At 60.2% G+C, this 22,732-nt stretch carries 17 protein-coding genes; 7 read left to right on the top strand and 10 right to left on the bottom strand.

What is annotated here, in order from left to right; all coding sequences use genetic code 11:
• The first annotated feature begins 71 nt into the window (after window positions 1–71).
• A complete protein-coding gene (locus CDQ91_RS17395; RefSeq protein ID WP_088473963.1) occupies window positions 72–1,004 on the top strand; it encodes a DUF4238 domain-containing protein in 933 nt (310 codons plus the stop codon).
• A 52-nt stretch (window positions 1,005–1,056) separates the two neighbouring features.
• On the top strand, window positions 1,057–1,953 hold the full coding sequence (locus CDQ91_RS17390) for a DUF4238 domain-containing protein (protein ID WP_158213716.1): 897 nt from the start codon (window positions 1,057–1,059) through the stop codon (window positions 1,951–1,953).
• A 28-nt stretch (window positions 1,954–1,981) separates the two neighbouring features.
• On the opposite strand, the gene CDQ91_RS17385 is transcribed toward CDQ91_RS17390, so the two are convergent.
• The 4 genes from CDQ91_RS17385 to CDQ91_RS21585 form a co-directional block, all read right to left on the bottom strand.
• On the bottom strand, window positions 1,982–2,551 hold the full coding sequence (locus tag CDQ91_RS17385) for a hypothetical protein (protein WP_144036811.1): 570 nt from the start codon (window positions 2,549–2,551) through the stop codon (window positions 1,982–1,984).
• A 271-nt stretch (window positions 2,552–2,822) separates the two neighbouring features.
• A complete protein-coding gene (locus CDQ91_RS17380) occupies window positions 2,823–3,560 on the bottom strand; it encodes a hypothetical protein (protein ID WP_088473960.1) in 738 nt (245 codons plus the stop codon).
• Window positions 3,557–4,138, bottom strand: a complete 582-nt coding sequence (locus CDQ91_RS17375; RefSeq protein ID WP_088473959.1) for a hypothetical protein — start codon at window positions 4,136–4,138, stop codon at window positions 3,557–3,559. Before CDQ91_RS17375 ends, CDQ91_RS17380 begins: the two co-directional genes overlap by 4 nt.
• Window positions 4,139–4,150: 12 nt before the next feature.
• Window positions 4,151–5,434 (bottom strand): HNH endonuclease, encoded by a 1,284-nt coding sequence (locus CDQ91_RS21585; protein WP_088473958.1) that lies wholly within the window; start codon window positions 5,432–5,434, stop codon window positions 4,151–4,153.
• A gap of 269 nt (window positions 5,435–5,703) precedes the next feature.
• Here CDQ91_RS21585 and CDQ91_RS17365 point away from each other — a divergent pair, with 269 nt between their 5' ends.
• From CDQ91_RS17365 to CDQ91_RS22085, 3 genes are read left to right on the top strand one after another with little or no spacing between them, the layout of a single operon-like run.
• The gene (locus CDQ91_RS17365; protein WP_201791916.1) at window positions 5,704–6,651 is read left to right on the top strand and encodes a HamA C-terminal domain-containing protein; all 948 of its coding nucleotides are present in this window, start codon (window positions 5,704–5,706) and stop codon (window positions 6,649–6,651) included.
• Between the two features lie 44 nt (window positions 6,652–6,695).
• Complete coding sequence (locus tag CDQ91_RS17360) at window positions 6,696–9,263, top strand: DEAD/DEAH box helicase (RefSeq protein WP_201791915.1); 2,568 nt, start codon at window positions 6,696–6,698, stop codon at window positions 9,261–9,263.
• Window positions 9,264–9,284: 21 nt separating this feature from the next.
• Complete coding sequence (locus CDQ91_RS22085) at window positions 9,285–9,593, top strand: DCL family protein (protein ID WP_088473955.1); 309 nt, start codon at window positions 9,285–9,287, stop codon at window positions 9,591–9,593.
• A 182-nt stretch (window positions 9,594–9,775) separates the two neighbouring features.
• On the opposite strand, the gene CDQ91_RS17350 is transcribed toward CDQ91_RS22085, so the two are convergent.
• The 4 genes from CDQ91_RS17350 to CDQ91_RS17335 all read right to left on the bottom strand — a co-directional run bounded on the left by CDQ91_RS17350 (window position 9,776) and on the right by CDQ91_RS17335 (window position 16,970).
• Window positions 9,776–12,040 carry an AAA family ATPase gene (locus tag CDQ91_RS17350; protein ID WP_088473954.1) on the bottom strand — a complete coding sequence of 755 codons (2,265 nt, stop codon included), beginning with the start codon at window positions 12,038–12,040 and terminating at the stop codon, window positions 9,776–9,778.
• Window positions 12,041–12,563: 523 nt separating this feature from the next.
• Window positions 12,564–13,754, bottom strand: coding sequence for an IS91 family transposase (locus tag CDQ91_RS17345; protein WP_088473953.1), 1,191 nt, complete (start codon window positions 13,752–13,754; stop codon window positions 12,564–12,566).
• A 5-nt stretch (window positions 13,755–13,759) separates the two neighbouring features.
• On the bottom strand, window positions 13,760–14,668 hold the full coding sequence (locus tag CDQ91_RS17340) for a tyrosine-type recombinase/integrase (protein WP_088473952.1): 909 nt from the start codon (window positions 14,666–14,668) through the stop codon (window positions 13,760–13,762).
• A gap of 319 nt (window positions 14,669–14,987) precedes the next feature.
• Window positions 14,988–16,970, bottom strand: a complete 1,983-nt coding sequence (locus tag CDQ91_RS17335) for a site-specific integrase (RefSeq protein ID WP_088473951.1) — start codon at window positions 16,968–16,970, stop codon at window positions 14,988–14,990.
• A gap of 333 nt (window positions 16,971–17,303) precedes the next feature.
• On the opposite strand from CDQ91_RS17335, the gene CDQ91_RS17330 reads away from it, so the two are divergent.
• Complete coding sequence (locus CDQ91_RS17330; RefSeq protein WP_088473950.1) at window positions 17,304–18,545, top strand: tyrosine-type recombinase/integrase; 1,242 nt, start codon at window positions 17,304–17,306, stop codon at window positions 18,543–18,545.
• 975 nt (window positions 18,546–19,520) lie between these two features.
• On the opposite strand, the gene ltrA is transcribed toward CDQ91_RS17330, so the two are convergent.
• The gene (gene ltrA, locus CDQ91_RS17325; protein ID WP_201791914.1) at window positions 19,521–21,029 is read right to left on the bottom strand and encodes a group II intron reverse transcriptase/maturase; all 1,509 of its coding nucleotides are present in this window, start codon (window positions 21,027–21,029) and stop codon (window positions 19,521–19,523) included.
• Between the two features lie 628 nt (window positions 21,030–21,657).
• Between ltrA and CDQ91_RS17320 the strand changes: the two genes are divergently transcribed.
• Entirely contained in the window at window positions 21,658–21,981 is a 324-nt protein-coding gene (locus tag CDQ91_RS17320; RefSeq protein ID WP_088473948.1) for a DUF736 domain-containing protein, read from the top strand.
• Between the two features lie 55 nt (window positions 21,982–22,036).
• On the opposite strand, the gene CDQ91_RS17315 is transcribed toward CDQ91_RS17320, so the two are convergent.
• Entirely contained in the window at window positions 22,037–22,258 is a 222-nt protein-coding gene (locus CDQ91_RS17315; protein WP_088473947.1) for a helix-turn-helix transcriptional regulator, read from the bottom strand.
• Window positions 22,259–22,732: the final 474 nt, after the last annotated feature.

Raw genomic sequence — 22,732 nt, 5'->3', positions numbered from 1 at the left:
AGTTGAATTGTACGAAGTTGATATGCCGTTTCGACGTAAGGAATACTCCCAGTTGGCTAAGTGGAGGGTAAATGATGTCTGCCAATCCCCCTGCCAAGCATCATTATATCCCGCGCTTTCAGCTTGCGCAGTGGGCAGTTGCGAACGGCAAGCTTTGGCGCTTCTTGCAGCCGCGGCCGGGCAAAATCGTCAGCAAGCTCGTGGCGCCGGCTGAGATCGGCTACGAGAAGGATCTTTACATTACTGCCGGATTGCCCCCCGACAGGGCGCAGCAGTTTGAGCAGCACTTCATGTCGAGGCTAGACGACCAAGCAGCCGAGGCACATCAACTCATCCTGGCAGGAAAGCTCCGCACGCTGACGCGGAAACAGCGTAGCGCATGGAGCCGATTCATCATGTCTCAGTGGTTTCGGACGCCTCAGGGCCTCGGTTACTTCAAGCAGGCGATGGCCCATATCCTCGCGGCTCCGGATGAATCGATCCACGCCCGCTACCGAGAGATACGAAAGGAGGGTTATCCCGAACGTTTCGAAGAGCTTGTCGCGATGATGAACCCGGACTTCGCCGATCAGGCGTCGCTGGATGTCCTCCGCAAGATGATCGACGATCCGAAGAACGGGCTGAGGCTAAACAATATGCCGTGCCTGGTGATCGAAACAAAGGAAAGCCACGAGTTTCTGATCTCGGACGCTGCCCTCCAGCAAGGGTCCGCCGGCATTTTCGCGGACCAAGGGTTCATGACGCTGCCCATCGCCCCGCGGAAGTTGTTCGTGGCGGCGACGAACGCCGACGTCGTTCGATCCATCAAAGGTCTGCCGTCGCGCGATCTGATTGCACGGCACAATCGGGCCGTGGTGCGGCATGCATCGATCTTCGTGGGAGCGACTGATTTGTCTCAGGACGCCTTTATCACCGCCAATTTCGGAGCCGATGAGCAACAGACCCTCGTCAAGGGGCTGGCCGATAAATATCGGGGCGCAGCAGGTGCGGGAGCGTCGCATTGATCGCATACTCGGCGCGCTTAGCTCGCATGCCTCATTGACGGAGTCTGACACAGTGTCGAACGAGCCCAAGAAGCATCACTACGTTCCACAGTTCTACATGCGGCAGTTCGTTTGCCCGACCGACCCGAAGAAGGTCATGACCCTTGAGCGTCATCGCAATGTGGTGGTCGCGGACCCCAAGTCGATTGAAGGCATCGGGTATGAGGATCATCTTCACAACTATGAAGTCGATGGCGTGGGCGCTTCGATCGAAAGCGACATCAACAAGGCGATCGAGACGCCATTCTCCAGGGGTAGGACCTGGCGCAAGGTCTCCAGTGGCCAGTCGGCGACCCTAGATGAATCCGACCGATTTCCGATCTACGGCTTCGCCCGGCACTTGCAGCGCCGAAACCTGGCGACGCTAAGGTTCATCGAAAGCCAGCACGCGCGTTACCGGGCAGGCGAGCTTGAAGACGAGCTTACTGATGAGGAGCGCGACTATCACGCCTGGCTCGCCGAGGACCCCGGCGCTGCGCATAAAATGTTCCGGGCGGGTGCGACGGACACTATGCTCCCAGACGATGCCGCCGCGATCAACGTGATGGTATGCCAGACGCCGATCCCGCTGCGAACCTCGACGAATCCCACACTGATGATCTCATCCCCGGGCCATCAATCGATCTTCGGCGCAATGTTCAATTCGCTTAGAACCTGGTGGCTGACGCTCGATCAGCATCACGGCGCCTTCATCATCGCGGGCGGTCCGTCAGGCTTTAGCTCAAGCACCGTTCCGCCCGAAATCGCCCATGTCATCAATCGACAGTACCTCACACAATTCCTACATGGCGACGCGCGTTACATGCTGGCCCACGATGAATTCATCCCGGCCGACCTTGAGTGGGCGGGCTTTGTCTTTGAAAAGAAGACGACCCGTGGCTTTCGCTATCGGAAGCAGCCCCGGCCTTGAGCCGTTTGAAGTGCCGATCGCGTCGGTCTTATGCCTGTGCCTCCGACGATTGTTCCGGCGCCAGTAGATCCCGGCGTTCCAGATACGGCTTGATCGTGTCCGGAAGAGGTTTGCCCGGGCTGACCATCGTCAACGCCGACAGGGCGTGCCCGATCACATGGTCGGGATCGATGTCGGTCTCGTCCAATGTGGCGAGCGGATCGTTGTCAGCATGCTTTAAGAAATTGTATGGCTTCACGATGCTGTCGAGCAGCGCGCGTCTGCCCGCAGCATTCAAGTTAATGACGAGGTCGGCCGCCTGCGTCACCGTGCCGGCTTTGATGCCGTTGACTGCCGTGTCGACAACGGCGTCCATCTCCGCGTTAGAGGGGAGATTGACCGACTCGCCGTTGACTCGCGCCGAGGCTACCGTGAAAGCCCCGATCTTGAGCACCTGCTCGACATAATCGTCGCCGGCTTTCTTGATCAGGTCGCGCAACACCTGCAGCGCCGACGCCGCGATCACGTGGATTGCCAATGGATCTTCGCCACGTTCCGCCATTATGATCGCGCAGACCACCAATCGCTCGGCTGCCGTTGCCTTGTCTATTGTTGCCACGTCTCACCCTTTCGATGGGCTCTACAGAAGCGGTGCGCCCTGACCGAGCAGGTCCGACGAGACATCGACGCGAGGCCGGAAATCCTGCAACGCCAACTTCACGATTCCCGCGGCAACTCTGCGGGCGAGGTTTCTCGCAGGCACTCGCTGTGGTGTCGACATCTTCTGCAGCCCAGCCCGCCCGTGAACGAACTCAGCAGGTTTTTGGGTCCCGGCCGGGGAATGCGCCAGAGAACCTCCACCCCGGCGATCATAGCTGCGCTTGCGCCCATCAGAAGGCAGCGTCGCGCGCTTGCGGAAGCCAAGTGCGCTCCGCTCGCTGCTTGACCAGATGGGCTTCGAGGCTCTCGTGCTTCCGCTCGATGCTCTCATTGTAGATGTATTCGACATCCCGCCAAAACGCGGCGATCGCGGCGACAAACTCGCTCAGGGCGGTGACAGGAATCTCCATCGAGCCTGCTAGAGGTGGCGCAGCGGGTTCTATCTGCCGCTCGCAAAGGATGGGCCGCACGAGTGGGCTCACAGGCCACAGGTCGGGTCGGCGCCGATGCAGTTCGACGGCCGAGCCTCCGTCGCCGTGGCGGCACACATTGCCAAGATGCTGGAGGGTGTCGAGCAGCGCGAAGCTCGGAAACTCGTTCAACTCGATGCTGCGCAGTTTCCTGAACCACTTTTGCAGGTCTCGCCAGTTGGCCTTGTCGACCTGGCCGGCGGTGGGATCCTCCGGGCGCAGTTCGTTCGCGCAGCCGCGTAGGTACACGCGAAGCTGCCGCTCCCAAATAGACTGAATCGACAAGCCGAAGGCCAAGATGGCCTCGCTCTTCATCGCTTTCATATCGGCTTGAGCGAATTCATGGCCGGGCCAGTCGCTCGCACTGAGTTCGGCGACCTTGGCGTCGAGCGTCGCGAGCGCCGGCACGATTACGTCGTCCAGATAGGATTGAATCGTAAGATCATGCTTGCTCGTCATTACGTCGGCGAAGCAGTTCTTCCAACGGAAGGGGATCATGCCGACGCTCCTAGCGATGCCGCCTCGGCGATGTAGTCTCGATAGGCAAAGTTGATTAGGTCGCGGACCAGCTCAAGCAGGCCGCCGGTCGGGAGACCGTCGAACGGGTCGCCGTGGGCGAGCGCGTTCCGTCGCTCTGCAAGTGTAGGATTGACGTCGCCGACGAGCTGCCCGATCGCCGTTCCGCCGCAACGCACCACCATGGGAATGTCATTGTCGGTAAGCCCCTCGACCTCGACCATGTACTTGAGCAGCGCCGCGAACCCGCGTTTGCTCTTCGACAGATGTCCGCCATATCGGTCCATGACTGCCAGTTCGAGAGCGATTAGTGCCGCAAGCTCGCCGGCCTTTACCAGGCTGAAGTCGATCCAGCCCAGCAGGTAGAGCGTCTGGGCGCGCGCGAACTTTTGCTGGGTGATCGCTGGTATGCGCTGATCTATACCCAGGTCAGCGATGAAAGCCCTCCATGCTTCTGCGCGGTCAAAATGCAGGAACGCTGCGGGGTTGCCCGTCGCCGGCCAGACCAAGGTCAGGGGTTCGTCACGGTCGTCCAATGCGATGTGGGCGAATGTGTTCATTCCGATGTCGCGCTATGGGACGAAACAATGGGTGCGATGATGAGCGAGGTACGTCCCGTGGCGTGCGTCGAGCCCAGAGATCATCGCTCCACGTACGATCCCCAATCGGTCGAGATTATTCTGGCTAATCGTGCTCGAGATGAGCAGCGTTCCATCGTCTTCAAAGGAAATAAGGCCTCGATCGAACAAGGCGTCTACATGAGCTGCGAGCAAGAGTCCGTTGAAGGCATCGAGCCGCTCGGCATTCGTGGAACTCCGCCACGGCTTGATGTGGGAGGCGCGCAAGAGGGAAAGATGATCAACGCCAGCGAGCGGACACGTTCCGTCCCAAGCGATGACGAGGGCGTTTCGAAAGTCGCCTTGACCGATCCTTGCGGCCTGCAAGCGCTCCTTCTCCGTCAGGGGGGCCTCGGCGGGCGCCACCAGGCGGACTGTGCCGTCGTCAGTCTCCAGGCGGCTTGCGTCCTCCAATAACGCAATCGTAGCGGCCAGATTACTGTCGGTGACGCCGAGAGCAAACCCGTGACGGCCGACCGTCGTGCGAAGTGGTGCGATGTATTCCGGAAATTCGCGAAGGTGGGCATTCACATAGCTTCGAGGCGGCTCGATGGTGATGACGCCTAGAGCTCGAAGGCTATCCGCCACGTCGAGGAAACCGGGGTGAACGACCAAGGGCCGAGTGGCGGTCTTCCGCTTCACGTAAATGACGAGATCGCCGCGTTGCATCTGCACTACCTTGCTGGTGCGGTTGCGCTCTTCAAAACCGAGCCTCGCCAACGCATCGACTAGCGCCGCATCATTTAACGGAAGTCGGGTCTGTCGGACTAATGTCGATGGCACCACCGGCAGAGGGAGTCCTTCAGCTTTGCGTTTCCAAGTCCGGAGATTGGAATGTGGCCAATCAACGCGGAGCTTCCCAATCTGCTCGGACAGTTCGCTCCGCAGTCGCGTGGAAAAGCGGTCAACAGGCTGTCCTTCACCGGGCTGGTCGCCGCGATACGGACAGGTCCAATCCGCCACTCCCGTCTTCAAGTACTTCGCGTCGAATAGCCCAACAAAAAGCGTCTCGCCTGCGGTCGGAGAGACGAATGAGGCCCATATCTTCCGGTTGCGAAAGATCGGGCGATTTTCCTTTTGAGTATCCTGGTAGAGAAAGAAGCCCTCTGGGTCATCGCGCCAAAGATCTGCGATGCTTGCCGCGTAAGAGCCGCGAGTGGGTGTGTGATGGCGGAGAAGCGCGACTTTATTTGGAGCAATACCATACTCCAGAAGTAGATCGCTGAAAGTGGCGGTCATTGAGGAACTCCAAACCGGCAGATTGGCCAGAGCGTGCTTTGCTGATTGCCGGCACGGGTCAAATATCACGAGCCCGGTAGTCGGAAAACAAGCGAATGTTGCGGTTCCGAAGCGCGCTGATCAACCCGGCTAGCCGTTGCAAAGTGCTTCGCGACGGCACAGAAGAATGTGATGGCACCCACTTTATTTAATGTCGTAATCACAGCAAGATCATTGTCGACATATAAATTGCAGGAGAGAAAAAACTGTCCGGGATCACATCTGAAGACTTGAACGCCGCTCTTACCGGCGACCCAGAGGCACTCGAAGTTCACCTGGAGCTGGTCGAGCGCGATGTCGTTATTGACGGTCACGTCGTCAAAATTCACTGTCACTGCCTGACGGTTGACGCAAACGGGCAGGTGCAGCCGCAGCGTCTCGCTGAGTTTATGCGCAATGCGGTGGCCAATTACGCGATCCCGCGCGCGAAGATGGCTAAAGCGAGGGAGCGGGACTTCAGAAATAACAGCTCTGATGCTGTAGCCGCCCTCCATGAACAAGCGAAGCGCTCTTTCACTGACTTGGCCAACACAGGCGAAGGCGGCGAAATGCTTCTATTTTTGCTCGCCGAGAGGTTCTTGAAGCTTCCCCAAATCCTTTGCAAAATGGACCTCAAAACAGACAAGCGCATGCACTATCATGGAGCAGATGGCGTTTATGCGGGCGTTTCAGACGACGGCATTCTCAAGTTGTTTTGGGGCGAGTCCAAAATCTATGGCAATCCCACCGATGCGATCCGAGATTGCCTGGCTTCTATCGCTCCGTTCTTGGTCGAGCCGGAACACGAGAACGCGGAACGAGAGCAAGATTTAATCCTGCTAAGCGATAAGGCCGACCTCAACGATCCGAAACTAACTGCCGCGCTCCGGCTCTACTTCGACAGAGATTCCAAGCAGTCGCGGCGGGTGCAATATTGTGGCATCGCCCTGATCGGCTTCGATGCGGATTATTATCCTTCCGGAGGCAGCAAGGGAGTTGCGGACGAGATCGCTGCCGCGGCGCGCAACGGGATTGAGAACATCAAAAAGAACATCGGTAACCGTCTCAAATTGGAGAAGCTCGACCACGTTGAGATAGAGATGCTGTGCATCCCGCTTCCATCTGCGGAAGGATTCCGGAAAGCATTCTTGAAGGCGATGGGCCTATCTGAACCCAAAGGCGCAGAGTTATCTGAATGAGTCTAGATGATCTGACATCTTGGCTCTTAAAGGAGGGCATCAATGTGGAAGTTGATGCTCTGACACGGCGCACCGTGAGAACGGAACTCGACAACCTTGTCGAAGATCCTGAAGGTGACGCTGCGCCGATCGATTGGAGCCGCCTCCTTTTCGCAGGAAGTATTTTGGCGCGATCCAAAGAGCGCGCGCATCAGGAGGCGGCTCTTCGCATCGCGACCGGCGCCGTGACTTTGGGCAACAGCCAACCGGTCAATGATGCTGGCGCTGTTCTCTTGGGCAAGCTTTCGAATTTTCGCGCAGTTGCGCTTGCGAATGATCGCAACCTTCTGGAGTACGATTTGGAGGGTCGGCTTGGCTTGGCCCTTCGCATGGAGGTGCAGCGCCGCCAGATCGAGCAATCGGTCCTAGTTGAATCGAGTGGCCGCTGGATTCAGGTCAACGATTTCCAGCAAAGATTTTGGGAGAACGCCAACAGCCATTCTTGGCTCTCCGCCTCCGCGCCGACGGCGTCAGGTAAGACGTTCCTCGTGTTGCAGTGGCTCATCGATCACATGCGATCAGAAAGCACCAAGGTCGCGGTTTATCTGGCACCCACGCGAGCTTTGGTTTCGGAGATCGAGAGCAACTTGGCGGCGCTGCTGGGAAAAGCTGGCGATATGGAGGTCTCTTCGCTCCCTCTCCGGGAAAAGTATGGCGCAGCCACCGCCGGTGGAAAGAAGCTGATTCTGGTGTTTACGCAGGAGCGCCTGCATCTCTTGGCGAACGTGCTCGGAAAAGATGTAAACGTTGATCTGCTCATCGTGGATGAGGCGCATAAGATCGGAGACAATCAGCGAGGAGTAATCCTTCAAGACGCGATCGAAAGAGTGGAGCGGGCCAATTCTGCTCTGAAGGTCGTGTTCATTAGCCCGGCAACGCAGAATCCTGAGGAATTATTAGCGGACGCCCCTGTTGATGCGAAGGTCGCTGCCGTCGATAGTGACTCTCCGACGGTTATCCAGAATCTTATCATCGCCCAGCAGGCGCCGCGCAAACCACAATTGTGGGATCTCTCACTTCGGCACGGCGAAGCACTTCTACCGATCGGAAGGCTGAGTTTAGCGAGCACCCCTGGCGGTGTTTCGAAAAAGATCGCCTTTATCGCAGCCGCAGTGGGCGAACGCGGCGGAACTCTCGTTTACGCGAATAAAGCCGGTCAGGCGGAGGAGATCGCTGCTCTGATCAGCCAGTTGATTCCGCCAATGGGCGGCCAAGACGAGGAACTGAGCGAGCTTGCCGACCTCGCTCGAAAGGGAGTTCACCCAAACTTCGCCTTGGCTTCTCTAGTCGAGAAGGGCGTGGCCTTTCACTACGGCAATATGCCCTCTTTGATCCGGCTCGAGGTTGAGCGCCTTTTCCGAAGCGGAAAAATCCGCTTCCTAGTCTGCACATCCACCCTCATCGAAGGTGTAAACTTGTCTTGCCGGACGATTGTCGTGCGCGGCCCGAGAAAGGGCGTAGGCCATCCAATGGAACCTCACGACTTTTGGAACTTGGCAGGCCGCGCTGGTCGGTGGGGTGATGAGTTTCAGGGCAACATCATTTGTATCGATCCGGACGATGCGAATGCTTGGCCGACTGGGGTTCCGGTCCGATCACGCTATCCGATCCAGCGCGAAAGCGACGCCGTGCTGGAGTCTCGCGACGGAATAATTGGTTACCTCGGCCAAAGGTTGGACACTCCCCTAGTGGAAATCGCCGACACCGGAAAATATGAGCAAGTAGGGGCTTATCTTCTCGCCACATACTTACGGCTAGGCTCTATTTCTCATGCGAGCTTTGCAAAAAGGCATAGTCCCCAGACGATTGCGGAGCTGGACGGCCGTCTGGGAGCGATCGCAGGTCAAATCGAAATCGGGCCCGACATCGCGGAGAGGCATCCCGGGGTGAGCGCCTTGGGGCTTCAGCAGTTGCTTGACGCTCTACGTGCCTACGAGAAGGACATCGAAAATCTGATGCCCGCAAAGGTCGAGAGCCAAGACAGCTACGACCGGTTTGTCACGATCATGCGCCGGATCAACGAGAACCTTTTTCCAGCGTTTCAGCCGGATGGAATAATCCCACTTCACGCGCTCATCGTCGTCCAGTGGCTTCAGGGCTACTCGCTAGCCGCAATGATCCGGAAGAACATCGACTATCACAAAAAATACAACAAGCCCTACAAGCTGCCCCAGCTCATCCGAGACACAATGGAGCTTGTAGAGCAGATCGCGCGGTTTCGCGCACCGAAATATCTCTCGGCATATATGGATATTCTGTATTTGCATTTGCGGGAGATCGGGCGAGAGGATCTTATTGAAGACGACCTCGACATAGGCACGCAATTGGAGTTTGGTGTGTCTAGCGTAACGCTATTGTCATTGATGGAGTTGGGCCTATCCCGTATGACTGCTGTCACGCTCTATGAGAAGATCGCCCGCGACGATTTGACCAAGGAATCCTGCCGCGCCTGGGTTGCTGAACGTAATGCCCAATTTGAGGGTATGGATATTCCCGCCATCATCGTTCGCGAAATTCGTGAGAAACTGCTGCCGTTGGCAGAGGGAGACGAGGCTTCGTCGCCGTCGCAGTGAGTGGAAGAGGGGAAGACGCCTATGCCAGCGCAACCATTCAATCTTGGTGAATTGAAATTCCCAAAAAAGGGCGACGCCGTCGCTTACCTGAATGTGATGCTCCACAAGTACGATGTTGGGGACAAAGTGAACTCCGAGGACTCCAAAATCCTTGTAGCGGCGCTCGGCCGCCACCCGGAGGGGGAAGAAAAGATCGGTTGCGGAGTCGAGAGCTTTAGCGTTCGGACGGCCGACTTCGGGACGAAATGCTTCTGGATAAATAGGACAGACGGTAGCACCGAGAAATTCGCCCATCGCGCTTGCGTATATGGAAAGGTCCGGCCTGCCTGACTCCAGGCAGTTCAAAATTCCACGCCCTTGTCTGACGTTTTCGCCGATCGTTCAAAATGTCGAATATTGAACAGCGGCTTTCCCTGTAGGCTAACCGGGGCCACGGTTCTCCATAAGCCATTCTACTGACTTAAATTATGGTGAACTACTGCTCGGCGGTGGTGAGACGTTGCCTCCGTATGCTATGCGCAGAGCTGCTGCAGGCGTAACAGATGGGGTTCGTCCATCTCTTGCATTAGCGCAATCAGAGCTTGCGAGGCGTCGCGCGATTCTTCGATAGTCATAGAGGAAAAGGCGACGAGATCGTCGAGACTTTCAGCGTGCGATTCCAGCTGCACTAGGCGGTCGAGCGCCATCAGCCGGTTGGCGTCGAAATCGGGACGCGTTCGGACAAGCGTATCGAGCTTCGACTTGAGGCCGTCGGGGCCCGGCACCTTGAAGGCGAGGAAGATGTCGAGCACTTTGCGCATCGCGTTCGGCATCAGATAGAGATGATCGTAAGCGAGGCCCTCGCTCTCGGCGAGCCGCTTCACGTGCTGGAATAGATAATGATATTCAGACTCATAGTCGCGCAGCAGCTTGGGCAGCGGCTCGATCCGCGATGAGCGCTTGCCCGCCGCGTCCTGCTTCAGATCGATAAAGAAGAGGCCGGCGGTCGGAACTTCGGCCCGGCTCATCTTGGCCAGCCATTTGCGGCATTCCTGCATGAAATGAAGATTATGCGTCAGCAGGAACAGCTGCTTCGCGCCTGATAAATGGCTCTTGAGGAGTGCGAAGGCATAGTTAAGCGCTTTAGTATCGAGGCTCGATACCGGGTCGTCGATCACCACGACGAGATCGGCGATCCGACGGCCCTCAGCCGCGAGCGTCGAGAGAAAATAGCAGAGCGCGATCGCGGTCTTCTCACCTTCGCTGAGCACGCCCACGATACCGCGGCCGTCGCGTCGGATCTGAAAACCCTCGCCGGTGCCTTCGGCGACAATCACCTCGATGTTGCCGTGGCGTAGATAGGCCTTCACCAGCGCATTGATCGCCTCGGCGGCAGGACCATGCTGCAGGAGTTTCCCGCGCAGCTCGCCTTCTCGCGCCGCGAGCGCCTCGGCGAGCTGGCTCGCCTTTTCGGCTGCAGCCGTCTTGTCGCGCTGCGCGCGCTCGAAGCCGCGATACCGCTCCTCCGCAAGCTGAAGATAATGATCCTTGAGGCGAAGGAAGGCCTGCTCCTTTCGTGAGCTGAACTGGTTCACCGCTTCATTGTGCTTCGCGATAATCCGGTTGAGCGAGGCCACGATCTCTCCGGCTGTCGGACGGTCGTCAGCCGTGCCGGGAGGAGGGGGGAGGGCGAGCCTCCTGCTTGGATGCCGGACCTTCTCCTCGAGCTGGGCGATCGCCTCCGCGAGCCAGCCGCGGAGCCGCTCGGCCTCGGCGCCCAGCACCGCGGCCGCGTTGCGGAATTGCGCCGCGTCCTCCGCGAGGTCGTTTTCGGACGGCAGGGCGCCGATAAGCGACAGCCAATTCTCGCGTTGCGTTCGGGCAAGATCGAGCAGGCCCTCCGCCTCGGCCGAGATCTTGCCCATGCGGTCGTCGAGGGCGGCATCGAGCGCGGCGAGCCGCTCCTTCGAGAGATCATTCCCGCAGAAGAGACAGGCCGCCAGGTCATGATCGCGGTGATAATCAAGGCCTTCCTTGGCCCAGCGCAGCATCTCCTGATGTACGGCGAAATCGGCCAGCGCCCCGGCGCTGACGCTCGCATCGAGGCAGGCGGTGAGCCGGTCCTCGAACCCGTCCCGGGCCGGAAGCTCGATGGCGGCGATCGGGGGTTTCGGCTGAACCTGCGCAAGCACCGCGCGGAGCGCGGCCTGCTCGTCCTCGGGGAGGTTGGCGAGACGGACACCACGCGCGAAATCGCGGTCGAGCTGCGTCGCAACATAGCCGCGCCCGAGCCCGAATTGTTCGGCGATATTGCGCGCCGTATCGCGTTTGAAGGTCGCGAAACGGTTCGTCGCTGCCGTCTGTTCGCTGACGCTCTTGTCGCGCTCTTTGAGCGCAGCCTCGCGTTCGGTCTGAGTTTTCTGCAACGTTTCGGCGAGCCCCGCCTGTTCGGTGCCGAGGTAGAAGACGGGCTTGGCGCTGCCCTCGCGCCAGCGGAAATTGGCCTCGACGAAATCCTCGTTGAAGACCGCGACGCGGCCCTTTAGGCGGTCGAGATTGTGGCCGTGGCTGATCGTCGCCGCATCCTCGAGGAGAATCTCGAACTCGCCGCCGTCGGGAAGGTCGCTTACCAGCACGCCCTGCTCGAGGCTCGCAAAGATACGCGATAAGGTTGTCTTGCCGCAGCCGTTGAAGCCGTACACGAGATTGAAGCGATAGAAATTGCCTTCGCCCGCGGCCGGCGCATAGGCATCGAAAACCGCAAGCTTGCGGAGGCTATTCAGTCGTTTGATATGCATTTCGCTCCCCTGTTGCGCGCTTCTAGCGGGCGAATAGACATCGCGGCAACCGCGCTTAAATCCGGTTTGGGTTTACCGGAGCGTAGATATCTTCTCAGATGCTAGAGCCGGGCCGAAGTTGTGGCTCTATTCCAGCGCAAACCGTGAGCTTCGCCCACGACGTGGAGCGGGGTGAGATGGCAGCTCTCGCCATCCTCAGGCCAAAAGCTGACTGTCCGCTTCCGTTTAGGGTTTCGGACGCCGTCAGGCGTCGGAAAGTCTTCGATGCCCGAACCGCGGTGGTCATAGGCTGAGAGCTATGGGGAAAGCGGTTTTGAGCGTGGCCTGGGGCTGACGGATGCTGCCCAAAATCGGACGCATCTGAGAGCGGACCGTCTGGATTGAGGTCGCAAAAGCAGACGCCGAAAAGCGGACGGTCCGATTTTGATATAGGGGCGACTGCTATTCGGCAAGGCGAGCGCAAGCGGGTCCGCTTCCGGACGCAGGGCTGCGCCGGGTATGGGAGTGGATGAGCCGTGCCGGGTCACGGCGCCTGTGTCCCGGATGAGAGTGAGGGCGGTGGCGGCGCTCGGGGTTGATAGCGACGTTCGAAGACCTCGATGATCACCATGGTGCCGCCGCAGCACGGACACAGCGGCGGAGCTTCGAGCTCGGCGGGCGGATCGTCGGCCGGCGCGGGGGCGACATTGAGCAAACGGCGGGCGCGTTCGAGATGGTCCTTGCGCCTGGCGCTGGCGAGCAGGCCATAGTGGCGTATCCGGTGGAACCCGCGGGGCAGGGCGTGGAGGAGGAAGCGGCGAATGAACTCGTCGGCGGCGAGCGTCATGATCTGCTGCCGCGCGGTGCCGGCCTCGCGGTAGTTTTTATATCGGAAGGTGACGCCGTCCGCATCGAAGCGGAGGAGGCGGCTGTTCGATATCGCAACCCGGTGGGTGTAGCGCGACAGATAGGCGAGCACCGCTTCGGGCCCGGCGAACGGCGGCTTGGCATAGACCACCCAGCGCTTCTTCCTGACGGGAGAGAGGTGCCGCAGGAAAGCGCGTCGTTCGCCAAGATGCGTGAGGCTGCCAAAGAAAGCGAGCTTGCCGTCATCGTGCAGCGCGCGCAGCCGGGACAGGAACAAGCGGCGGAAGAGCGCGCCGAGCACGCGCACGGGGAGCAGGAAGGCGGGGCGTGCGGATATCCAGCGCGTCCCATCGCGCGATATGCCGCCGCCCGGCACGATCATGTGGATGTGGGGATGATGGGTGAGGGCGGATCCCCATGTGTGAAGGACCGCGGTGATGCCGATCCGGGCGCCGAGGTGCTTGGGATCAGCGGCGATGGTCAGCATCGTATCGGCCGCCGCCTTGAACAGCAGATCATAGACCAGCGCCTTGTTGGTGAAGGCGATCGCGGCGACCTCGGCAGGGAGGGTGAACACGACGTGGAAATAGCCGACCGGGAGCAGGTCGGCCTCGCGGGCCTCGAGCCAGGTGCGTGCAGCAGCGCCCTGGCATCTGGGGCAATGTCGGTTGCGGCAACTGTTGTACGCGATGCGCCAGTGGCCACAGTCGGTGCAAGCCTCGACGTGGCCACCGAGCGCGGCGGTGCGGCAATGTTCGATCGCCGACATGATCTTGAGCTGATGCAGGCTCAGATGCCCGGCATGCGCGGTGCGATACGCGGGCCCTGCAGCACGGAAGATGTCGGCGACCTCGAGCGAGGTGCGCATCAGCCTCAGCCGTCGGGTGGCTCCTCGATGGGCGATGCCAGCGCGAGCCTGTCGAGCGGGCTGGTCACCTTGCGTGTCGTCTTCGTTGCGACCTGCAAGTAAAAAGCGGTGGTATTGAGGTTGGCGTGTCCGAGCAGCGCCTGGATGACGCGGATGTTGACGCCGTCCTCGAGCAGGTGGGTGGCAAAGCTGTGGCGCAAGGTGTGCGGCCCGACGCGCTTGTCGATATCGGCCGCCTCAGCCGCCTCGACGACGACGCGGTGGAGCTGGCGGGTGCTGATCGGGGCCGAGGCACTCTGCCCCGGGAAGAGCCAGCCCTCAGGAAGCAGCACGCCCTGCTGTCGTCCGGCGCGCCACCAGTCGCGCAGCAGCAGGAGCAAGCCTTCGGGCAGCATGGCATTGCGGTCGCGTCCGCCTTTACCGCGCTCGACACGCAGCAGCATGCGCTTGCTGTCGATATTGCTGACCTTGAGCGCTGAGACCTCGGCGACGCGCAGCCCGGCGCCGTACGCAACCGACAGGGCAGCCTGGTGCTTGAGGCAGCGCGTGGCATCGAGCAGCCGCTTCACCTCGGCCATGGTCAGGACGACGGGGATCTTGCGAACCTGCTTGGCGCGGATCAGCTTGCGCGCGAGATCGGGGCGGTCGAGCGTCTCGGTGAAGAAGAAGCGGAGCGCACTGACGATGCTGTTCATCGTCGGCACCGGAACGCCCGCTTGCTGCTGATCGATCTGGAACTGGCGGACCTCCTCCGCACTCGCGGTGTGCGGCGAGCGCCCGAGCCAGGTCGCGAACCGTCCGACGTCGCGCAGATAATTACGCTGCGTCTCCGGCCCGAACCTCCGCATCGCCATGTCGTCGAGCAGGCGCTGGCGTAGCGGGCTGATCGGACCAATCTGGATAAGCTCATTCATCGTTCGACTCCTCAGTTGAAGGAGTCGAAATGCTCTGCCTATGGCGGCCGACGTTCAATCACGTGCGGCGCTCGCTGGACGGCTTTACCTCGACAATAGCGCCAATCCGCGCAGCGGTTCGTGCAGCGGCCACAACTGAATGTAAACTGTCGACCAGGGCGGCCTATAGGCCATCACCATGTTCACCATAAAGAGGGGCGATGGTGATCGACTGGCGAAGACTTTCGGACCGCGGACCGGGTGGCAACTTGGTAGGATAGTCCACCGTTTGCGGTGCGCGGGATTGGGTGTTGGCGGCTCCAGGTGCCGACGTGAAGTTTCAGTTGCTGGACATATCTCGGGGCGACCGCGCTCGGCGAGGTCTCCGTTTCGCTGGCGGGAGTAGCGAAATCGTTTGCGGTTTCAAATGCTCCGTGACCATCGGCACCTTTGCCACCGCATCTCGCAAATGTGCGAGGCGTGTGGCCTTGGAATAGCGGCCGCCGGTTTCCGAGCTGATCTTGTGGCCAACAAGGTCCGCACGCACCTCTTGATCAACCATATTGGCTTTGAGCTCGTCGGTCAGCGTGTGGCGGAATGAATGCATGGCCTGTCCGCGCTCGATGAATGGTAGGCGCGATGCGATTTTGCCCCAGTGTAGCTTGTAAAAGGCATCACCCAGCGTTCCTTTGCCACTCTCGGCGGTCAGCTCGGGAAAAAGCAATGTCTCCCCGGCATCGCGCATTGACCCGACGTAGTCCGGAAGGCCCAGCCGCACGAGCTCGTCCGCGAAAGGAACCAGTCGATTCGATGTCTTGGTCTTGAGCTTCCGAACCGTGTTGTCGCGGATATTGAAATGCCAGATGTCATCTTCCTGCTCGATATCGGCCAGTTCAAGACCGCAAATTTCCTCACGTCTGAGGCCGGTATACCAAGCGATCAATGGCACAAAGTAACAGGCGTCGTGGACGATTGTCTTGCCCGGCGCGAACCTGCGGCTGATCGACGCGCTCCCCGACCATGGCGCCAAGCCGAACAGCTGTCTGCCCTCTTCGATCGAATAAGTGTCGCGAAGCGTGCGGGGGTCGCGGTCATCGGCAATGATGAAGGCCGAATAATCGAGGCTCGCGATTGTCTGATGACGCGCGAACCAGTCGGTGAGCTGGCGCAGAAAACCCCAATGCCGGTTCGTCGTGCCGATGCCAAGGCCGATTTCTTCCTCCGGAATTTTCTTCGCCTGCACAAGCGCGTCGGTCTGGTCCCCAATCTCCTGGATGGTCATGGTGCGGTGTTTCGGGGACTTTCGGAAACTGGGCCCGTGCAACCGGTTGAAGTGCGCGTTCAGCTTGCCGAGATCGATGTCCGTGACACTGGCGAGGGGCCGTCCCTCCATGATTTGCTCGAGCAGGAGCGCCGGCAGCTTGAACTGCTCGCGGGTTTTCTCGGTCCAACTCGGTCCCTTCTTGCGCGCGTTGCCGTCAAGACCGCCGGTGCGCGGATTGGCCTCGATAAAGGCAGCTGCGGCTTCGGACGGTGTCATTGTGCGCCACGGAGACGGGGATCCGTCGGTAGCGTTGATAAGCGCATCGGCGGCCGGAGGCCGCGGCGCCGACAGGATCGGCGCCGGTGCGGGCGCGACATACGGCGCGGGCGGGGCCATGAGGGCGGGCAGGTAAACCGCACCGGGATTGGCGACGATCTCGCGATATTCCCTGATCGCCTGAACGCTGGCCTGGTGGATGATGCGCTTGGCCATCTGAAGATTGAGCGGCGACAGCGGGATTTGCAGGTCGCTGAGATGGAGCGGCGCTAAAGCGTTGGCGTCATCACCGGCGAGCGCGCCGATATAGTCTTCCCAGGTCAATATCTCGATGGGCGGTTCTTCGCCCGTTTCCGGATCCTCCGGCGGGATACGGATCACAAGAAGCGGACCAGTCTCGCCGTTGCGCGCAAGGTCGCCGCTGACAGCTTCGCTCAAGTCGAGGTGGGTTTCGAGCGCCTCTTCCGGGAGCTGGTCGCCAAGATCGGCGAGTTGCAATTGCGCGTGTCCGGCTTCGAGGCGATCGCGCTCGCGGAGCATCTGACGCCGAAAAATCTCGGCCCGTTGATCGGCGGTCAATCCATCGCGGTTCATCGTCTGCATCATGCTCATGCGTAGCGTTTCGCTTTTCACGACCAGCGTGGGCGTCATGATCCGCGCCCGGCAGTGGTCCGTTGTCCGAAGCGACAAGCGTATCCGGAAAGGCTTATCGTTGCCTAAACGGATGATGCGGCGGAAATAATAGGTTCCGTCCTTGCGGATGCTGTTCTGGATGCGCGTCATTGGCCGTGGCCCCCTTGGAAGCACCCCGGCGTGGCGACACCGGAGAAGGTGAGGGCAGAAATTCTTTTATTTCAAATAGTTATGACTGAACCGGCTGAGTATCCTGCCGCCCCAGCCAGCCGGTGCTGTCAGAGCGTTCCAGAGATGCTCAGAACGTCTCCACGAAGTAAATGAAAACAATGGGTTATCCTGAGACGGGATCGCACTTCCGCTCAGGTCGGTCCCTTGCAGCTCACCCTCTTTTTGCCCAGATTGTTGGTAGCAAATTCGCTCCTACCAACAAATTTTAGCGTTCGGGATCCAAACCCGTTCGCGCAGGGAAAGGGTACCAACATGCTTACCAACATCGCAATCAAGGCGCTCAAGCCCGCGAGTAAGCCCTATAAGAAGTCCGATGGGGGCGGTCTTTTCATATTCGTGCAGCCCAACGGTTCGAAAGCATGGCGCTTCGCATATCGATTTGAAGGAAAGCAGAAGCTGCTCTCTGGGGGCAACTTTCCCGAGACCACGCTCTTGGCCGCACGCTCGTGGCGCGAGATGATGAAGCACCAGCTCGCGCTGGGTCTAGACCCATCCCAAGAGCGCAAGAATGCGAAAGCCAAGGCGGCGGGCAACCCAGTCGAGTCTCTCAACACGTTTGAACATGTAGCGGGCGAATGGCTCGATACGCGCACTCTGTCATGGACACCGCGTTACGCGGCGCTTGTGTCCGGGCGGCTTGAGGCCGACATCTTCCCTTTCATTGGCAAATTCGACATCGGCACGATCACGCCGCGCCAGATGCTCGAGGCAGTTCGCAAAATCGAATCGCGCGGTGCAATCGAGATGGCGCATCGTGTGAAGAACCACTGCAGCGAAATATTTCGCTATGCGATCCCGGACGGTCGCTGCGAAAGCGATCCGTGCCGCGACCTCACGCCTGCGATGGCGAGGGCGCGGCCGGTGAAGCACCGTCCGAAGGTTGCGGCGAAGGATTTGCCGGCGTTCTTCATGAAGTTGAACGCGGATGGCGCCGAGCGCATGAGCCACCTTGCCCTGCGCTGGACGATTCTCACGATGGTGCGCACCCAGGAGACCCGTTTCGCCGAGTGGGACGAGTTCGAGAACCTCGATAGTCCTGAGCCGCTGTGGCGGATTTCGCCAGATCGGATGAAGATGCGATCCGAGCATCTCGTGCCGTTGCCGCGACAGGCCCTCGCCCTGCTCGACGAAATTCAGGAGCTTAACGTCTATCGCAAGGCTGGGAACTATAGGTTGGGCCGATACCTGTTTCCGGTCGCGCATTCGAAGTCGCGAGTCATCAGTGACAACAGGATGCTCGACATCATGTATCGTCTGGGCTTGCGCGGGAAAGCAACCGTCCATGGGTTTCGGGGACTTGCCAGCACCGTGCTTAATGAGAGCGGTTTGTTCGAGCCCGACTGGATCGAAAATCAGCTTGCCCATCAGCCAAGGGGCGTGCGCGCGGCATATAACTCAGCGCGCTATCTCGCACATCGCCGGCCGATGATGCAGTGGTGGGCCGACTATCTTGATGAAGCCGAGGCAAAGGGCATACGCGCCAAAGCGGCGTGAAAGTCCACCAATCGAGCGCAGCCTCAAATGAGCGCACACTGACGGCGCTGGGGGCCGCCAGCGGTCTCGCGCCCACTCTTGTCTCGCTTCTTGGCGCTACGACGGCTAGCCCGCAGGCTCGGGCACGCACCGCTGCGCCTGCGGCCGTGAGAAGGGTGCGTTTTTCTAAGCACGGTTCGATGATGGCGCCGCGCCGCTCCCGCGACACGAAGCGGGGAAGAGGAAAGGTGAAAAGGCGGAGCGAAAACTCGCGCCGCCCTAAACGATATCTGCATTGCAGAATATCGCCTCCATCACCGAACGGCCCCTGGGTCGCAATCAGAGACCGACCGATGAAAGATCGTGTTGCACCGCCTATGGCCGCTGCCGGTGGGGCCGGATTGTACAAACGCGCCAAATCGACGGGAGCGATGGGCAACTCATCGCATTTTCGAAATGTCGGTGCGCCGTCGCGATTCTGGATGTCCTGGCGGCAAAGCGACCAGTAGGATGCAGACGTCGGGCCGTCAGCGTGTGGGCATTCGCGGCGCCGCAGTTCGTGCGTCTCATTTCCCCACTTTCCTCCGATCTTGCCTCTGATCCGATCCTGCAGTGTTTCCTCCCATTCAGCCGAAGACCATCCCCGGCGACGGGCGAGTTGACCTGGACCGGCACGGCGCCCGACGTAACCATCTGCGGTGCGATTATTTCCCCGCCGGCTGCGCCGTCTCCTCGCCGCCGCTTCGCTTTCAAATAATCGACCGCCTCAAGTCCTCCGCTGACGCTGCGGCCCTGCGGGTACGCGGGACGCCTCATGCGCCGGTCTTAGGTCCGCCCATGTCGCAGGGATGGTCCTTGCGGCAATTTCAAGGTAGAGTAGGCGCGAAGCGCCGTGCCACCTCGCGGTGGCCGGTTTCTTCGCGCCTCTCGCCGAACCGGACGTGCGAGTTTCCCTGCATCCGGCTCTCCATGCACGGCCGAGGCCGTGGGTGGCCCTCACAGTTTGGCGAGGGTGTTGATCGAAGACCAGAAGTGAACATTGCCCTTTCGGAACTGCTCGCTGGGTTCGTTCCATCCATTCGGTATTCGTATGCCCCGGTACGGGTAGCGGAACGATCCTCCTTCAAGGAACGTCCTGATCGACACGCCATTTTCGGCCCATCGCCAGTTGCTCTTCGCTGGGTCTGTGAAGCGCCGCCGCAGTTCGTGCAACTTGCGGCCTTTGTGCTTCTTCCTGAGCCAGCGCCAGACGCGACCCCACATCCACCAGTCGAGATTGTTAAAGTCCCTCGTGGCGTGGGTGGCGTAGCGATAATAATTTCGCCACCCGGTGATGATGGGATTGAGGCTGCCAAGGAGATAGGCGAGGGGTCGACCTGTCGGCATTCCCCGTACCTTGACCTTGATCTTGCGGCGCAGGTCCTTCAGCTTGCTCTTCGGTATGAAGAGATTGCCGACCAGTCTACCGGTTCGACGCGCTTTGGTCTGCACCACGTTGTAGCCGAGGAAGTCAAAGCCCTCCTCGACCGCCGTGATCTTGGTCTTCTCCAGCGACAACTCCATGCAGAGTTCCTCTTTCAGGAACGCCGCCAGCGCCTGCTTTTCCGCTTCGGCCTCTTCGCGAGTCCCGTCGGCGCATACGACAAAGTCGTCTGCATACCGGACCATATAAAACGTCGGCTTTCCTCGTTGCCGGTCATAGTGACGGCGGTCGGCCGCGTTCTGTGGTCGTTCACGGGGGCGAAGCGACCACCGCCCGTATCGTTCATCGATGGCCGTCAGATATATATTGGCCAGCAATGGCGATATGATGCCACCCTGCGGTGTTCCCGTTACCGGGTGGCGGACGGTGCCTTCGACCATGATGCCTGCAGTGAGGAACGCACGCACGATCCGGAGGATTTTTCGGTCCCCGATCCGCTTGCGCACCCGATTCATCAGGACATGGTGATCGATGGCGTCGAAGCAGCCCTTGATATCCCCTTCGATCACATATCGGTACAGTGATGGACCGTGTGCCGTTGGGTGCATTCTGCGCTGGATGGCACCTAATGCATCATGAGTGCTTCGACCGGGCCGGAAGCCATACGAGGTCGGGTAGAAGTCCGCCTCGAAGATTGGCTCCAGCACGAGCTTCAAAGCCATTTGCACCAGTCGGTCTTTGAGCGTCGGAATGCCCAGCGGGCGCATCTTCTCCGGTCTGCCTGGCTTCGGGATAAGCCGTTGCCGTACAGGTTCCGGGCGATAGATGCCGCCGCGTAGCTCCTCTCGGATGTCCTCGAGGAACCCCGCCGCTCCGCCGGGCCGCTCTTCGACCCTTTTCCGCGTAACGCCATCTGTACCGGGTGTCTGGCTGCCCCGATTGCGGGCCAGCCTTCGCCATGCTTCGTCCAGCGTTCTGCGGTCGCATACGATATTAAACAGATCCGCGAAGACCCGATCGGCTTTCGCGGTACTCCACCGGTGGAGCTTGCGCTGCATGTCGAGGACGAACGCGGTATTCACCGCGCCGGGCCTGCGCCCACCTCCTGCTGGCCTGCTCAACCCACTGCCTCCCTTCGCCATGTGAACGGCTTTCCCGTTCGCGGACTACTACGGAGGCTCCGCCCCTTGCTGCGGCGATCATCGGTCGCCTCGATCATCTCGTTAGGAGATGCCGCAGCAAGGTTCCCAAGTTCAACTATCGTCCCCTCATCTGCTTTAGGAACCGACTCTACCCCGTTCGGATTCCGGTTGCAGGGCACCGCAAGCTGGCCCTGCAACTGACGCGCGGCTATCCGCGCGCCCCTGACGCCCGTTATCTCAGCGGGCATCGGCACTCCGCCGGTCTTGCGACCGATCCGCCCACTTCCGGCTTGGCGGATTCCATTTTGTCCCGGGGCTTCAGCCATCGGTTCGGTTACCCTTTCCATTGCAGATACGCTCGCCGGACCAACCTCGGGCGGAAGTCCTCCGGTCGTCCGGCTTTGACGGGTTCTGCTCATTTACGGCTCGCCGGAGGCACCCGGTTCACCTCACCCATCCACTTCGCTCCCCGTGTTGCGGCACGTGGAGGACGGGGCCTTTCACCCCGCAGAGACAATAATCGCGCGTGGTGGATCCTACCCACCACTCTTGGCGCACGAGACGACCAATGGCATCCATCGGCTTTGTAAACGGCACCATCGAAGAAGGTTTCGTGGGCCAGCTCAAGACCCTCTCGATCCGCGCGAGCATCGAGATCCGCACCAACCGCTCGAAGAGCGGCGACGTCCAGCCCGACTATCGCGTTTATTCCGAAGGCGTCGAAATTGGCGCCGGCTGGGTCCGCACCGGCGAAGCATCGGGCAAACCCTATGTGTCGCTGACGCTCGCCGCACCCGAGTTCGGGCCGCGCCGGATTTATGCCAACCTCGGCCGCGCCGCCGGTCAGGACGGCGAAGACGGCTACGCGCTCATCTGGAACCCGGCCGACTGAGCCGAATGTTCGACCCCGCGCCGCTGCGGCGGCGCGGGGCTACGCTTATGGTCGGTCATGCGGGCTCGCGCTGGAGATAGTCGACGGTGAAGCTGACGGGATTGCGCAGCCACACATCGACCTCGCCCGCGCGCCAGCCGCAACAGCGCTCTGCAATTTTATGCTGCGCCGGGAAAGTTCCGGCCTGGATTTTCCGGTAGAGGGTTGCCCGGCTGAGCCCGGTCAGGTCGAGGACTTCATTCAAGCGCATCAAGCGGAGGGGGGACTGAGATACCATGACTTGCTTCTCCATCTGTTGAAGGAACTTGCGTCGACGGGGGACAGAGAAGGGGATCACGAACGCCATCGTCAACACCCTAGAAAACTGCGCTTTTTGGCTTCGTGCTCTGGCATAGGGCTGCGTGCGTCCACCGGCATCTATGGGCGGTTCCGTGCGGCTGCGGCGTAGATTGAATTATTTTCTCTCATAGTGTCTCGCGGACGTGCTCATCCGGTAAATGAGGCCGTCGGCGACGGCCGCGTTCGCAAATGACGCGCCATGACCGGCGCGATCGTTGTTCGAGTCGTTTGTTTGTAGGGCGCCGCTGGCGCGCATGCGGACACCGCTTCGCGGCGGCGTTATTGAACCGGGCACGGCAGGAGCACAGGAGGGCGTCACTCGCCTCTAGCCCCGCCCGGTCGGGCCGCAACCCGCTTCGCGGGTCCTCCTCTTCGTTCCGGTCCTTCGGGTGCAGCCCGCCCGATGTCGCGG

It is taken from the genome of Sphingopyxis witflariensis, assembly GCF_002205635.1.
GTDB classification, from domain to species: Bacteria; Pseudomonadota; Alphaproteobacteria; order Sphingomonadales; family Sphingomonadaceae; genus Sphingopyxis; species Sphingopyxis witflariensis.
Note: the sequence above shows the minus strand (reverse complement) of the source record. Positions and strands in the feature narration are given on the sequence as shown.